This window comes from Nocardia neocaledoniensis, from assembly GCF_029868625.1.
Lineage (GTDB): Bacteria > Actinomycetota > Actinomycetes > Mycobacteriales > Mycobacteriaceae > Nocardia > Nocardia neocaledoniensis_A.
The window spans coordinates 1-14,389 of sequence record NZ_JARWOJ010000376.1; the positions used below are offsets into that span (position 1 = coordinate 1).

The window sequence follows — 14,389 nt, forward strand, 5'->3', positions numbered from 1 at the left end:
GTCAAGCCGATCGCCTCGACGGGCACCCCCGACTCGCCGCCGATGCCGAGCAGGGCCCTGGCCTCGTCGTTGAGCACCGTGCTGCGCGCCCAGCGCCACGAGTTCGCCAACCGGCTGCACCTGCTCAGCGGCCTGCTGCACTGTTCGCTGCCCCCCTTCGGGGGGCTTTTTCCCCCCCAACTTTTCTTTCGCGGGGGGCCCTGTCCCCCCCGGGGGGGCCCCCCCCCCCCCCCTTCGATGCCGTCGTGCTCCGGCTACAGCGGAGCTATTCCTGCTCGAACCTTCGGCGGAATCGGTCTTCCATCCGCTCGGAGAACCCGCCCGACTTGCGGGGCCGGCCACCGCGCCCGGACGAGCCGCCCGACGGGCTCGCGCCCGACGCGGAGGTCTCGGACGAGTCCGAGTGAGCGGACTTGCGGGAGTTGCCGATCATGAGCAGGACTCCGGCGCCGAACATGGCGATGAAGCCGACGAGGCTGATGATCGGGAAACCGCCCGGCTTGAACGGGGCGGCCAAGCCGGCGACGAGCAGGAACAGGCCGACGGCGAACAGCGCCGCCGCCTGCAGTCTGCGTCGACTCGACGTGGAGCGAAGACGTCCGCCGCGGACGGACGAGGCGAACTTCGGATCCTCAGCATAGAGAGCGCTCTCGATCTGTTCGAGCATGCGCTGCTCGTGCTCGGAGAGTGGCACGGTACCTCCCCCGGCACTAGGCGTGGCTGGTCGCCTCCGGGTAGGCGACGGGTAGCCGACCTTGGCGGCTATCTGCTCCCCATGATACGAGTTCGATCGAAGCCGTACCACCTACTCGGTGATAACTAAGCGGTCATGTCCCGGTCGCGGCCCGGCTGCGGGCGTGTCTTGGCGGCGGCGACCAGCGCGTCGTCGATGTCGTAGAGGAATGCGCCCACGCGTGAACAGAACTCGTCGGCCCTGGTGTCGGTGATCTTGCGATCGAGCCCGGCCTCCAGATCGGCCCGCAGCTGCGAATGGGCCTCGAAGTAGTCGGCCCACATCGCGAACTCGGGTGTCGCACGTCTCAGTAGCACCCACGCGCTGCGCGAGCGGGCCCGTGGCGCCCGGTCGGCCCCGGTGAGCGCGATCATGGCCCCGGCGCCGCGCAGGGCGGCCAGGTAGGCCGTGCGGAAGCGCTCCCCCGGCTCGTGCTCCCAGGCCGAATCGGTGAGCAAGGCATCGGCCTGCCGTAGCAGCCCGCCCGCGCGACCGTCGTGGCCCGCGTGCTCCCGACCATCGTTGCGACCAGCCATCTGCTGCCCCTTTCGCCCCTCGCACAGATCGAACAAGCATTCGAACGTTTGAATTGGGTTTGAATATAGGGACACCCACCGACAACTTCCGCGCCAGCGCGCCAGCGACGAGAGCCATGACAGCCGTCAAGCCGAATCACACCACCCCCGCACCCGTGGTCGTCGACCTCAGCGTCGCCGCCCTGCGCGCCCGCCTGCACGACGCGCTGTCGGTTTATGTGGCAGCCATGGACTATCCGCGTGGAACCGAGCACCACCGGGCGCCGATGTGGACCGAGCACACCACGCGCGCCGGGTGGCGGGCCGTGGCCGCCGTGCTGCCCGACGACTCCGGCGCCGTCGACCTGCGCACCGCGCCGATCGTCGCGATCGCCTACGGCTACAGCGGAGCGCCGCGGCAGTGGTGGCATCAGCAGGTGCACACCGGCATGCGCCGCTGTGGCTGGCCCGAGGCCGCCGCCCGCGATCTGCTCGCCGACTACTTCGAGCTCACCGAGCTGCACGTGCACCCGGCGGCGCAGGGGCGCGGCATCGGCTCGACGCTGCTCGAGCGCCTGCTGGCGGACCGCCGGGAAGCGGCGGTGCTGCTGTCGACGCCGGAGGTCCCCGAGGAGGCCAACCGGGCCTGGCGGCTGTACCGGCGGGCCGGATTCACCGATGTGATCCGCAATTTCGTGTTCGCGGGCGACACCAGGCCGTTCGCCATCCTGGGGCGGCGACTGCCGCTACCGGGCCGCCCGGCGTGAGCGGGGCCGGGACGACCGTCGTCGTCGGATCGGGGCACAACGCGCTGGTCGCCGCCTGCTATCTGGCGCGGGCCGGACAGCGGGTGACGGTGCTCGAGCGCGACGAGGTGCCCGGCGGGGCGGTCTCGACGGTCGAGCGTTTCCCCGGTCATCTGGTGGATCGCGGGTCCTCGGCGCACATCATGATCCGGCACACCGGGATCATCGAGGAGCTCGAGCTCGACCGCTTCGGACTGCGCTACCTCGACTGCGATCCGTGGGGTTTCACCCCGTCCGACGGAGCGCGCCCGCCGATCGTCTTCCACCGGGATCTCGACGCCACCTGCGCCTCCATCGCCACCGCCTGCGGCGCGCGCGACGCCGACGCGTACCGCCATTTCGTCGCGGTGTGGGGCGAGCGCAGCGCGCGGGTGATGCGATCCTTCGGCGGGCCGCCGACCCCTGGCCGATTGCTCCGTTCGTTCTGGGGGCTGGACGCGCGCGACGGCGGGAGCGCGTTGTCGCGCGAGTTCCTGCAGACCGGCGACGCGCTGCTGGACTACTGGTTCGACGACGAGCGGCTCAAGGCCTCGCTGGCCTGGTTCGGCGCGCAGTCGGGTCCGCCCATGTCGGAGCCGGGCTCGGCGCCGATGGCGGGGTTCGCCGCACTCATGCACCGGCTGCCGCCCGGCCGGGCCGTGGGGGGAAGTGGGGCGTTGAGCGCCGCGCTGATCGCCCGGTTGCGGTCCGACGGCGGTGACCTGCACACCGGTGACGCGGTGACCACCCTGCGGCGCGTCGGCGACGGCTGGCGGGTGCGGACCGCGTCGGGACGCGAACTGCGCGCCGACACGGTGATCGCGGGCTCGCACATCCTGGCCACGCTGGACCTGCTGCGCGCCGGTGATTTCGACGCGGGCACCCTCGACGACTGGCAGCGGCGGATCCGGGTCGGCCCCGGCATCGGCATGGTGGTGCGCGCGGCCACCGATCGGCTCCCGGAGTACCCCGGCGCGTCGGCCGGAGAGTCCGCCCGCGGACTGCAGTTCCTGGTCAGCGACCGCAACCAGCTGCGGCTGGCGCACGGCGCGGCCATGGGCGGAACGCTGCCCCCGCGCCCGGTGGTGCTCGCCATGAGTTTCAGCGCGCTCGACCCCACCATCGCCCCGCCGGGCGAGCATCAGCTCTCGCTGTGGGCACAGTGGCATCCCTACGCCCTCGCCGACGGCAGCGACTGGGCGGCGCACGCCGAGCGCGAGGCGGATCGCGTCATCGCCGAAGTGGAGCGGTACGCACCGGGATTCGCGTCCTCGGTGCGGCAGCGCTTCGTCCAGACCCCCGTCGACCTCGAGCGGGAGATGGGCCTGCGCGGCGGCAATGTGATGCACGTGGAGATGTCGCTGGACCAGATGATGCTGTGGCGGCCGCTCCCGGAACTGTCGGGTCAGCGAGTGCCCGGCGCTCCGGGTCTGTACCTCACCGGCGCGTCCACCCATCCCGGCGGCGGCGTCTCCGGCGCCAGCGGGCGCAGCGCCGCCAAGCTACTCCTCGGCGACCAGCGCAAGCGGCGATTCACCGTGTCACGCAAGCGATGACAGTGCGCCGAAACCGGCGCCCCGCCGAGGTCGCGCGGCCGGGCGGGAGACGACGGTGATCCGCGGCGGTCGGCTCCGCCGGGTACACGGCATCGCCGCGCGCGCGGGCGACACGGTCCGCGCATGGGTGGGTGCGGAACCGGTCCGGGCGATCCCCGCTGTCGCGGCGGTGGCGCTGGTGCTGGTCCAGATCACCTACCCGTTGACTGCCGGGGTGGCGCGGGATCGGGTCACGGTCGCGGTGGTGCTGCTGACGGTGGCGACGGCGCTGTCGCACGCGGTGACGACGCGCGGACTGCGCTGGGCGGCCGGGTTCTTCGTGATCGTGTCCGGTCTCGGTCTGCTCGCCGAGATGATCGGGACGGCCACGGGATTTCCGTTCGGCGCCTACTCCTACGCCGTCGATCGGCTCGGGCCCGCGCTGGCGGACGTGCCGCTGATAGTCCCGCTGGCCTGGACCGGTGGTCTGTACCCGATCTGGATCGTCGCCGGGCTGCTCACCACCGCTCGTCGGCCACCAGGCCACGCGCTACGCGGCGGGATCTTCGTCGTCGGCGCGGTGGGCTGGGATCTGTTCCTGGATCCGCAGATGGTGGCGGACGGGCAGTGGACCTGGCGCGTCACCGACGCCGGGCTGCCCGGACTCCCCCAGATCCCGTACACGAACTACCTCGGCTGGGCGCTCGTGGCCACACTCATGGCGGTGCTGCTCACCGTCCTCGACCGGCGGCTCCCCCCGGCGCGGGACGAGTCGGTGGCGATCCCGGTCGCCGTGTTCGCCTGGACCTGGCTCGGCTCCACGCTCGCGCACGCGGTCTTCCTCGGTCTCCCCGCGTCGGCGGCCTGGGGTTTCGTGGGGCTGGGGTTGCTCGGCGTCTCGTTGCTGGCGCGCCACGCCCGCACCGGCTGAGCCGGCACCGCGCCGAAATCCGCGGGAAACGCCTGTTCGATGCCGGTCGGCGCGTCCGGGTGGGCCCGTCGTGTGGGTTCTCGGGCCCGGGCCTGGCACGATGTCACCCGTGCAGCCGAGTCCCGTCGCCGACATGCCCACGCCGTCACCGCGCCGTTCCGTCCCCGCGCGGCGCGTCGCCGCCGTCACCGTTCTGCTGGCCCTGTTGGTGTCCGCGCTGACCGGATGCCTGCGGGTGCAGGTGTCGATGGGCGTGTCGTCCAACGACCGGGTGTCGGGCCGGATCGTGGCCGCGGTCGTGCCGACCAATTCCGAGGACAAGGGCCCGCAGTTGAAGGCGCCCGACCAGCTGGCGGCGAAGGTGCGGGTGGAGAAGTACAACCAGGACGGCTTCGTCGGCACCCAGGTGTTCTTCGACGACCTGTCCTTCGGCGAGGTCGGCCAGCTGGGCGGCCTGTCGGACCAGACGCAGGGCCTGTTCACCCTGGAGTTCAAGCGCAGCGGCGATCTGGTGAGCCTCACCGGGCGCGTCGACCTCGAATCGCTGCCGCCGCAGGGCTCGGACGTGCAGTTCTCCATCGCGTTCCCGGCCCGCGTCGCCAAGACCAACGGCACCCGCGAGGGCGACAACACGGTGTCGTGGAAGCTGCCCGCCGGCGAGACCTCCTCGCTGCGCGCCGAGGTGAAGTACGCCGACCCGAACACCCGCTCGTTCGCGGGCTGGGCGGGCATCGTCGGCGGTATCACCCTGGCCGTCGCCGCGCTCGTCGCGGGTCTGGCCTTCCGGGACCGCAACCCCGCCGCCCCGAACGCGCCGCGCGGGCGGTTCTCGCCGCGGGAGATGTGGGACGAGATCGCCCGGCGCAGGCTCGGCCGCTGACATGGGCGCGGCGGGACGCACGCTGACCTGGGCCGGAACCGGCCTGGCCGCGCTCGGCGCGGGTACCGCCGTCTACAACCTGGCCACCCTGCGCACCCTGCCGCACCGGGTCTCGGGCGTGATCGAGCCGGTGACGGTCTGCGTCCCCGCCCGCGACGAGGCCGACCGGCTGCCCGCCCTGATCGCCGATCTGCGCGCCCAGACCGGCGTGCCGCGGCTGCGGGTGCTCATCCTCGACGACGCCTCCACCGACGGCACCTACGAGGCCGCCCTCGCCGCGATCGCGGGCGACGACCGGTTCAGTGTGCTCCGTTCGGCCGCTCACCCGGCGCCCGGCTGGACCGGCAAGGCCGCGGCCTGCGCGCGCCTGGCCGCCCGCACCGACGCCGCCGCGCTGGTCTTCGTCGATGCCGATGTGCGGCTGGCGCCGCACGCCATCGCGGCCGCGGTCACCGAATTGCGCAGGCGCGGAGCCGGTCTGGTGTCGGCGTGGCCGGTGCAAGAGGCCGGGTCACCGGCGGAGCGACTGGTGCAACCGCTGCTGGCCTGGTCGTGGGCGTCCACCTTGCCGCTCGGCCCGGCCAATCACAGTCTGCGTCCGTCGACCGCCGTGGCGTGCGGGCAGTTCCTCGCGGTCGACGCGGCGGCCTATCGCGCCGGTGGCGGGCACGCCGGGGTGGCCGCGAGCGCCACGGAGGACCTCGACCTGGCCAGGGCGCTGCGCCGGGCCGGGCATCGCACCGCGCTGGTCACCGCCGGTCCGGCGGCCACGACCCGGATGTACTCCGGGGCGGCCGAACTCACCGACGGCTACACCCGCTGGCTGTGGTCGGCCTACGGTGGCCGTATCGGCGCGGGTGTGGCCGTGGGAGTCGTTGCGGCGCTGGCCTATTGGGTTCCGCCGCTGGCACTGCTGCTCGGCCGCGGGCGGGTCCGCCGCGCGGGGCTGCTCGGCTACCTCGCCGCCGTCACCGGACGGCTGGTAGCCCGCGGCATCGAGACCCGCCGTCGCCCGACCGGCGCCGATCTCACCTCGGCACTCGCCCATCCCGTGGGCGTCCTGAAGTACCTGTCGCTGTGGGCCCGCTCGCACCGCCGCCATCGCTCGGGCGACCTGCGCTGGAAGCAGCGGCCACTCGTCACCCCCGCCACCGCGCCGGTCGCCGACCGTTTGGGCTGAGCACACTCCCGAACCCCCGATCCGGCCCTCGTCCCGAGCCCGCAATCCGCCTTCGTCGGGCCCGGCACCTCCCCCTGGGCCCGCAATCCGCCCCTCGTCGGACACGCGACCCGCCCTCGTCCCAGGCCCGCGCTCCCTCGGCCCGTGCCCGCGATCGCACTCGTCGGGCACCCGATCCGCTCTCGCCCGTTCCGCGAACCGCCCCGTCCCGAAGGCGCTGCCCGCCCTCGTCGGGCACGCACAGCGGGGTCCGCCGGTCATGCACGCCGCGACCGAACGGCGCATCGAGCTGTCCGATACGGAGCCGGAACGCGCGGGGGTTGGATTCGGTCAGGGGACCTCGGTGATGCCCACCGTGGGGAAGAAGAAGCAGGAGCGGCCCGCGTTGTCGGTGGTGCCGAAGACGGCGGCCAGGACCGTGCCGTGGCCGGTGTCGACGGGCACCGCGCGCACCCCGCCGACCGGGATCGCGGTGAAGAGGAAGTCGCGGATCGCCGTCTCGGCGAGCGGCCGCAGCTCGAGCGGCACCTCGGGCGGCACCAGCGCGCGGACGATGTCGGCGATCGACCCCATCGACGCCATCCCGCCGCGACCGGTGCTGATGTTGAGCCAGGCGACCTGCATGCCGGAGGTCTCGGTGGCGGCGGTGTCGGGGGCGAGTCCGTAGGGCAGGAAGGTGAACATCGTCTGCCCGGACTTCACCGCGGTGAGGTCGAGGCCGGGGATCTGGACGGTGTTCGACGGCCACGGGCCCGGCACCGCCCCCGCGACGGCGGGCACGAGACCGAGCCCGTCACCGGCGCAGTTCGCGGCGACCGTCGGATACAGGAACGGCTGCACACCCAGCGATTCGAGAGTGGCGACGACGGTCTGATAGGCACCGAGCAGATCGCCGGGCCCAGCGGTGTGTGTCGCGGGCGCATCTCTGGTTACCGCGGGTTCGGCCGACGCGGCCGGCGCGGCGAGCAGGAGCGCGGCGGCAAAGGCCGCCAGCGTGGACAGTGTGGGCCAACGACGCGGATCGAACACGGCGCACTCCTCATCGACGTGAAGAAGGCCGAGGCTACTCCGCGACCGGGCCGAATCCGCCCAGGTGAGCGCGATCCGTATTCGGCGCGTCGCGCACATTGTCGTCGCGATCGGCCCCGGGTCGAAGCTCTGCGCTCACGCTGATTTCTACCGTTGTGCGCGATCGCGCCTGTGCCCCATGCTGGTTCAGCTCGGGCTCGATGGCTGGGGCACACCATCCAGAGCGACCGAGAGACCTGGCTCCACGACGTCGCAGCAACCCGCCCGTGACCGGGTGTGGGTGCTTCCGCCGGGTTCGATGGAGGAGGTCTACGTGAAGTTCCTGCTGTTCACCCTCGTGACCAGGGTGCCCGATCCGCACACGGGCGTGGTCCCGGCGACCAGGGACCGGTTCCGGGAGGTCGTCGAGCAGGCGCGACTGGCCGAGGAGCTCGGCTACGACGGTTTCGCCGTCGGCGAGCGTCACGAGGATCCGTTCCTCTCGGCCGCTCCCCCGGTGCTGCTGAGCCACCTCGCCGCCGTCACCTCGCGGATCACGCTGTTCACGGCGGTGACCACGCTGAGTCTGCTGGATCCTGTCCGCGCGTTCGAGGACTACTCGACGCTGGACAATCTGGCGGACGGGCGCCTGGAACTGATCATCGGCAAGGGCAACGGCGCCGCGCAGGCCCGGCTCTACCACGTCACCACCGAGGATCAGTGGGATCGCAACCGCGAGGGCTACGAGTTGTTCCGCGCCCTGTGGGACAGCGACGAGGTGACCTGGTCCGGCCGGTTCCGCCCACCACTGACCGCGGCGAAGGCGCTGCCCCGGCCGTGGCAGCCGCGGATCCGGATCTGGCACGGCAGCGCGACCAGTCGCGACTCGGTGGAACTGGCCGCCCGCCACGGTGATCCGCTGTTCTCGGCGAACGTCACCCATCCGATCGAGCCGTACGCCGACCTGGTGGACCACTATCGGGAGCGCTGGACGCACCACGGCCACGACCCGGCCGACGCGCTGGTCGGCGCCGGCACCGCGGGATTCCATGTCGCGGCCACGTCGCAGCGGGCCAGGGCGGTCTACGCCCCGCTGTTCGAGGCACGGCTGGCGCTGGCGCGAAAGCTGGGTCTGCCCGTCGTGTTCGACACCCTCGACGACTTCGTCGCGCGCAGTTCGGCGCTGATCGGCAGCCCGCAGGAGGTGATCGACAAGGTCGGTCGCTATCACGAGCGGTTCGGGCACGAGGTGATCCATCTGTCCGCCGAGCGCGAAGGCCGCGCCGACACCGACTACCTGGGCAGTCTCGAGCTGTTCCAGGCCGAGGTGGCGCCGGAGCTGCGCCGCCGCATTCCCAGCCGTCCCCTGGCCGCAGGCCGCGAATTCTCTGGAGTCACCCCGTGATCGGTCCTCATCATCGTCTCGCCGCCGTCGTCGGCGTGTTCGCCACCGCCGCCACCGTGGTCGCGTGCGGCGGGGAGTCGGCAGGCCCCGGCGGGCAGGCCGGTCCGCCGCGGCCCGGTGGCACGCTGCGCTACGGCCTCTCGCAGGCGCCCTCGTGCTCGGATCCGGCGCAGGCCGGGTCGAATCAGTCGATCTATGTCGCGCGCCAGATCGTCGACTCGCTCACCGATCAGGACCCGAAGACCGGCGCGATCACGCCGTGGCTGGCCGAGAGCTGGGAGATCAGCCCCGACGCCAAGGTCTTCACCTTCCGGCTCGCCGACGGCGTGACCTTCAGCGACGGCTCTCCGCTCACCGCCGACTCGGTGCGCGACACCTTCGACGCGGTCGTCCGGCTCGGCGGCGCGAAGGCGCCGCTCGGGACGAGCTACCTCACGAACTACGTCGGCACCACCGCGGTCGACAAGCTCACCGCCCGTGTCGAATTCAGCCAGCCGAACGCGCAGTTCCTGCAGGCGTCCTCCACCCCGCAGCTCGGCATCCTCGGTCAGACGACCAATGCGAAACCGGCCGAGGCGCGGTGCGCGGGCGACAACGTCGGCAGCGGCCCGTTCACCTATGCCGAGTACAAGCAGGACGTCTCGGTGACGCTGGCCAAGCGCACCGGATACCGCTGGGGCTCGGACGTTTTCGGGCACGAGGGCGAGGCGTACCTGAACCGGATCGAGTTCACCGTCGTCCCCGAGTCCGGGGTGCGCACCGGCAGTCTCGTCTCCGGCCAGCTCGACGCGATCAGCGACGCGCTGCCCCAGGACGCCCCGCAGATCGAGGCGGTCGGTGGCCGGGTGCTCTCCACCGCCAACCCCGGCACGCCGTTCGGCCTGCACACCAATGTGACGCGCGGCCCGCTGCGCGATCCCGCCGTGCGTCAGGCGCTGTTGCCCGCACTCGACCGGCAGCAGCTCGTCGACACCGTGCTCGGCCCGCAGTTCAAGATCGCGACGTCGACGCTGGCCTCGGCGACACCCGCCTACACCGACCTCTCGGCCCGGCTGCCCCACGACCCCGCGAAGGCGAAGTCGATCCTCGACCAGGCGGGCTGGACGCCCGGTCCCGACGGCATCCGCGCGAAGAACGGTGAGCGGCTGAGCTTCTCGGTCACCTTCAGCCAGGTGTTCGCGGGCAACCAGGCGATCCTGGAGCTGGTGCAGCAGCAGCTGCGGCAGGTGGGCGTCGAGCTGAAGCTGGACCTGGTGTCGCTGCCGGAGTGGACCGCCAAGATGAACGCCAAGGACTACGACTCCACCTACGGCAACTCCACCCGCGCCGACGGCGACATCCTGCGCACGTCCTTCGCCGTCACGGGCCGCAATCTCAATGCGCGCGGCCCGATCCCGGCGCTGGACGAGACCCTGGACAAGCAGCTCGCCACCAACGATCCCGACGCGCGGGCGGCGCTGATCAGGACGGCGCAGCAGCAGATCCTCGACAACGGGCTCTACGTCCCGACCATCGAGCTGTCGCAGGCGATCGGCGCGGCGGCGGGCACCCAGGACCTGAAGTTCGAGGCCTCGGCGCGGCTGCAGTTCTTCGACACCTGGCTGAGCGGGCGCTGATCATGGTCCGCTACGTGGGTGCACGCCTGCTGCAGGCGATCTGGGTGGTCTGGGCGGCGTTCACGGTCTCCTTCGTCGTGCTGTACCTACTGCCCGCCGACCCGGTCTCGATGGCCGCCGACGGCGCGGGCCCAGGCACGCCGGTCGACAAGGCGGCCATCGCGGAGCTGCAGGCCCGCTACGGCCTGGACAAGCCGCTGTGGGAGCAGTACCTGAGCGCACTCGGCAACGCGGCGACCGGCGATCTCGGCCGCTCGATCAGCACCGGGCAACCGGTGACCGAGGCGATCGGTGACGCGATCCCCACGACTCTCGGCCTGGCCGGTCTCGCCCTGGTGTTCGCGGTCGCGGGCGGTACGGCGATCGCGTTCGCCGCCACCTACACCTGCCGCGCGTGGCTGCGGAACACCCTCGCCGCGCTGCCGCCACTCGGCGTCTCGGTGCCGACGTTCTGGACGGGTCTGCTGCTGTTGCAGCTGTTCTCGTTCCGGCTGCACTGGTTCCCCGCGTTCGGCGGCACCGGGGTGCGCGGCACACTGCTGCCCGCGCTGACGCTGGCCCTGCCGATCGGCGCGGTCATCGCCCAGGTGCTCGCGGCCGGGTTGGCCCAGACCTGGCGGCAGCCGTTCACCGAGGTGGCGCTGGCCAAGGGCGGCTCGCGGTGGTGGGTGCAGCGCCGCCACGTCGCCCGGCTGGCGAGCGTGCCCGCGTTCACCATCGCCGGGGTGCTGGCCGGAACCATGCTGGCGGGTTCGGTGGTGGTGGAGTCGGTGTTCGCCAGGGCCGGTGTCGGGCGGTTGACCCAGACCGCGGTGCTCAACCAGGACATCCCGGTGGTGCAGGGCGTGGTGCTGCTGTCGGCGCTGATCTTCGTGATCGTGAATCTCGCTGTCGACCTGGTGTATCCGCTGATCGACCCGCGCATCGCCGGGGTGCGTACGGCCGCCGGCAGCGGTGCGGGGTCCTCCGGCGAGTCGGCCACCGATCCGAGCCTGCCGCCCGCCGACCCGGCTGTCCCGGCCACAGCGCTGACGGGCGGCGCTCCCGGCCAGGACGCGACGGTCGACGGGTCGAAGCAGCGCGATTCCGAAGGGGTACACCATGGTTGAGGTAGTCACACACCAGCGAGCCGAGCACCGGGGCTCGTCGGCCGGGCGTCGGCCATCGGCTGCCGCGCCGGACCGGGCGCCCGACACGACCGGCTCCCCCGACGAGACGTCCGCCGCCACGGTGGCGCCCCGGATCGCCGTCGCCACGGCTCCCCTCGCCGGCGCCAGGTGGGCACGCGGGCACCTCGGCTCGGTGGTGTCCGCCCTGATTCTCGCGGTCGCGTTCGGCTGGGCGGTGGCACCGTCGGTGTTCGCTCCCGGCGACCCGCTGACGGGGGTGCCCGCGGAGAAGTTCCAGGGACCGAGTGCGGCGCACTGGTTCGGCACCGACAATCTCGGCCGCGATCTCTACACCCGGATGGTGCACGGCGCCGGCCTGTCCCTGACCGCGACGCTCACGGCGGTCGGGATCGCCCTGGTCGTCGGCACGCTGCTGGGTCTGCTCTCGGGTGCGGCGGGTGGCCTGCTCGACACCGTCATCATGCGGGTGGTCGACGTGCTGCTGTCGATTCCCTCGCTGCTGCTGTCCCTGGCGCTGGTGACCGCGCTCGGCTTCGGCACGCGCAATGTGGCACTCGCCGTGGGGATCGCGCTCATCGCGAACTTCGCGCGGGTGATGCGCTCGGAGGTGCTGCGGGTGCGGCACGCGCCCTATGTGGAAGCGGCGCACGCGTCCGGGGTCCGCTGGTACGCGGTCCTCGCCCGGCACGTGCTGCCCAACTCGTTCCAGCCGGTCCTCGCGCTGGCCGCGGTCGAATTCGGCATGGCGGTGCTGGCGGTGTCCTCGCTCAGCTTCCTCGGCTACGGCACCAAACCGCCCACCCCCGAATGGGGTTCGCTCATCTCCGAGGGCCGTAATTTCCTCGCCTCCGCCTGGTGGCTGACCACGCTGCCCGGTCTGGTGATCGTCGCCGTCGTGCTCGCGGCCCAGCGCCTGGGCCGCTTCGCGGGAAGGACACAGACGCGATGAGTATCGATCAGACTCGCTCGGCGGAACCGACCGCTGGCGGCGTGACCGCGGAACACGCGGCGGGCGATGCCGCGCGGCACGAGGAAAAGGACGGCACTGCACGCGGACCGCTGCTGCGCGTGACCGACCTCCGGATCAGCTACCGGTCGAGCGCCGGACCGGTCGACGCCCTGCGCGGCGCCTCGATCGAGGTGGCGCGGGGTGAAGTGGTGGCGCTGGTCGGTGAGTCGGGGTCGGGGAAGTCGACCCTGGCGCACGCGGTGATCGGGTTGCTCGGTGAATCGGCCCGGATCTCCTCGGGCGGTGTCGAATTCGACGGCGAGCCCGTCGATCCCACCGACGAGAAGGCCGTGCGCCGGTTACGCGGCACGCGGGTGGGGTTCGTGCCGCAGGATCCCGGGCTGTCCCTGAATCCCGTGCAGCGGGTGGGTGATCAGGTGGCCGAGGCGCTGCTGGTGCACAAGCTGGCGGATCGGCGCGGCGCGCGGCTGCGGGCGCTGGATCTGTTGGACGAGGTCGGGCTGGACCGGCCGGAGGTGCGGGCGCGGCAGTATCCGCACGAGCTGTCCGGCGGGCAGCGGCAGCGGGTGCTGATCGCGATCGCGCTCGCCTGCGGGCCGGACCTGATCATCGCCGACGAGCCGACCAGCGCACTCGACGCCACCGTGGCCAGGCAGGTGCTGGACCGGCTGGCCGAGCGGATCGCGGCACGCGGCACGGCGGTCCTGCTGATCACCCACGATCTGGCCGTCGCGGCCGAGCGGGCCGACCGGCTGGTGGTGCTGGCCGACGGCGCGATCGTCGAATCCGGCCCGACCGCCCGGGTCCTGGCCGGGGCCGCGCACCCCTACACCCGCAGGCTGCTCGCCGCCTCGCCCGCGCTCGCGCCCACCGGATTCCGCGCGCCACGCGCTCGCGCCGAGGCGCCGCTGCTGTCGGTACGCGCGCTGCACAAGCGATTCCACGCGGCCGACGTGACCGCCGTCGACGACGTCGAGTTCAGTCTCGACCGCGGCGAGACCCTCGCGCTGGTCGGTGAATCCGGGTCGGGCAAGTCGACCACCGCGCGCATCGCCGTGCGCCTCACCGAACCCGACAGCGGCACGGTGACTTTCGACGGTCACGACCTCACCGCCGCCAGGCGGCGCAGGCTGCGCGAGCTGCGCAGGCGATTCCAGGTGGTGTACCAGAACCCGTACTCGTCGCTGGACCCGCGCTGGGCGGTCGGCGACATCATCGCCGAACCCCTGCACGCCTACGGTGTCGGCCGCCGCGCCGAGCGGACCGAACGGGTCACCGAACTGCTCGACCAGGTCGCCCTGCCGGCCGGCTTCCGCACCCGCAGGCCCGCCGAACTGTCGGGTGGACAGCGCCAGCGGGTGGCGATCGCCCGCGCCCTCGCCCTGCGGCCCGACCTGCTGGTTCTCGACGAGCCGGTCTCCGCGCTCGACGCCTCTGTGCAGGCCCAGATCCTCGACCTGCTGGACCAACTGCAACGCGAACTCGCGCTCGGGTACCTGTTCATCTCCCACGATCTGGCGGTCGTCCGCCAGATCAGCGACCGGGTGGCGGTGGTGGGGCCCCGCCGCCACCTGACGATCAGCGAGGCATCCACGTGAGTGCCGCACCGACAACCACCCCGTCGACCGGAACCGGCGTCTTCGGCAAGACGCGCGCCCGCATCGCCGCGCGCACGCTGCGCACCGACCGCTGGTGGCTACC

Annotated in this window: 13 protein-coding genes, 1 pseudogene and 1 riboswitch; of the genes and pseudogenes, 11 read left to right on the forward strand and 3 right to left on the reverse strand. The window is 72.3% G+C overall.

What is annotated here, in order from left to right; translation table 11 throughout:
• Nucleotides 1–66: 66 nt before the first annotated feature.
• A pseudogene (locus tag QH270_RS34735) lies at nt 67–138 on the forward strand (Spo0B domain-containing protein); the annotation flags it as partial.
• 127 nt (nt 139–265) lie between these two features.
• Here QH270_RS34735 and QH270_RS29210 read toward each other — a convergent pair.
• Together QH270_RS29210 and QH270_RS29215 are read right to left on the reverse strand one after the other, a co-directional pair.
• Entirely contained in the window at nt 266–694 is a 429-nt protein-coding gene (locus QH270_RS29210; RefSeq protein WP_280347397.1) for a DUF3040 domain-containing protein, read from the reverse strand.
• A gap of 125 nt (nt 695–819) precedes the next feature.
• Nucleotides 820–1,269: an SAV_6107 family HEPN domain-containing protein gene (locus tag QH270_RS29215; RefSeq protein WP_110040773.1), complete on the reverse strand. Its 450-nt coding sequence runs from the start codon at nt 1,267–1,269 to the stop codon at nt 820–822.
• 116 nt (nt 1,270–1,385) lie between these two features.
• On the opposite strand from QH270_RS29215, the gene QH270_RS29220 reads away from it, so the two are divergent.
• The 5 genes from QH270_RS29220 to QH270_RS29240 all read left to right on the forward strand — a co-directional run bounded on the left by QH270_RS29220 (nt 1,386) and on the right by QH270_RS29240 (nt 6,559).
• On the forward strand, nt 1,386–2,015 hold the full coding sequence (locus tag QH270_RS29220; RefSeq protein WP_280347399.1) for a GNAT family N-acetyltransferase: 630 nt from the start codon (nt 1,386–1,388) through the stop codon (nt 2,013–2,015).
• Nucleotides 2,012–3,589, forward strand: coding sequence for a phytoene desaturase family protein (locus QH270_RS29225; protein WP_280347400.1), 1,578 nt, complete (start codon nt 2,012–2,014; stop codon nt 3,587–3,589). Before QH270_RS29220 ends, QH270_RS29225 begins: the two co-directional genes overlap by 4 nt.
• A gap of 55 nt (nt 3,590–3,644) precedes the next feature.
• A complete protein-coding gene (locus QH270_RS29230; protein WP_348537696.1) occupies nt 3,645–4,499 on the forward strand; it encodes a carotenoid biosynthesis protein in 855 nt (284 codons plus the stop codon).
• 133 nt (nt 4,500–4,632) lie between these two features.
• The gene (locus QH270_RS29235) at nt 4,633–5,379 is read left to right on the forward strand and encodes an LppM family (lipo)protein (protein ID WP_233001738.1); all 747 of its coding nucleotides are present in this window, start codon (nt 4,633–4,635) and stop codon (nt 5,377–5,379) included.
• Nucleotide 5,380: 1 nt separating this feature from the next.
• A complete protein-coding gene (locus tag QH270_RS29240; protein ID WP_280347402.1) occupies nt 5,381–6,559 on the forward strand; it encodes a glycosyltransferase in 1,179 nt (392 codons plus the stop codon).
• A 330-nt stretch (nt 6,560–6,889) separates the two neighbouring features.
• Here the strand turns inward: QH270_RS29240 and QH270_RS29245 are convergent, their stop codons facing one another.
• Nucleotides 6,890–7,588, reverse strand: a complete 699-nt coding sequence (locus tag QH270_RS29245) for a hypothetical protein (RefSeq protein WP_280347404.1) — start codon at nt 7,586–7,588, stop codon at nt 6,890–6,892.
• A gap of 211 nt (nt 7,589–7,799) precedes the next feature.
• Nucleotides 7,800–7,893: riboswitch (SAM riboswitch) on the forward strand.
• 8 nt (nt 7,894–7,901) lie between these two features.
• On the opposite strand from QH270_RS29245, the gene QH270_RS29250 reads away from it, so the two are divergent.
• The 5 genes from QH270_RS29250 to QH270_RS29270 are packed head-to-tail and all read left to right on the forward strand — an operon-like array spanning nt 7,902 to nt 14,286.
• Nucleotides 7,902–8,972 carry an LLM class flavin-dependent oxidoreductase gene (locus tag QH270_RS29250; RefSeq protein WP_280347405.1) on the forward strand — a complete coding sequence of 357 codons (1,071 nt, stop codon included), beginning with the start codon at nt 7,902–7,904 and terminating at the stop codon, nt 8,970–8,972.
• A complete protein-coding gene (locus tag QH270_RS29255; protein WP_432420447.1) occupies nt 8,969–10,588 on the forward strand; it encodes an ABC transporter substrate-binding protein in 1,620 nt (539 codons plus the stop codon). The genes QH270_RS29250 and QH270_RS29255 overlap by 4 nt, the downstream gene beginning before the upstream one ends.
• A 2-nt stretch (nt 10,589–10,590) precedes the next feature.
• Nucleotides 10,591–11,697, forward strand: a complete 1,107-nt coding sequence (locus QH270_RS29260) for an ABC transporter permease (RefSeq protein ID WP_280347407.1) — start codon at nt 10,591–10,593, stop codon at nt 11,695–11,697.
• Nucleotides 11,690–12,667, forward strand: coding sequence for an ABC transporter permease (locus QH270_RS29265; protein WP_280347409.1), 978 nt, complete (start codon nt 11,690–11,692; stop codon nt 12,665–12,667). The genes QH270_RS29260 and QH270_RS29265 overlap by 8 nt, the downstream gene beginning before the upstream one ends.
• Nucleotides 12,664–14,286 carry an ABC transporter ATP-binding protein gene (locus QH270_RS29270; RefSeq protein ID WP_280347411.1) on the forward strand — a complete coding sequence of 541 codons (1,623 nt, stop codon included), beginning with the start codon at nt 12,664–12,666 and terminating at the stop codon, nt 14,284–14,286. The genes QH270_RS29265 and QH270_RS29270 overlap by 4 nt, the downstream gene beginning before the upstream one ends.
• Nucleotides 14,287–14,389: the final 103 nt, after the last annotated feature.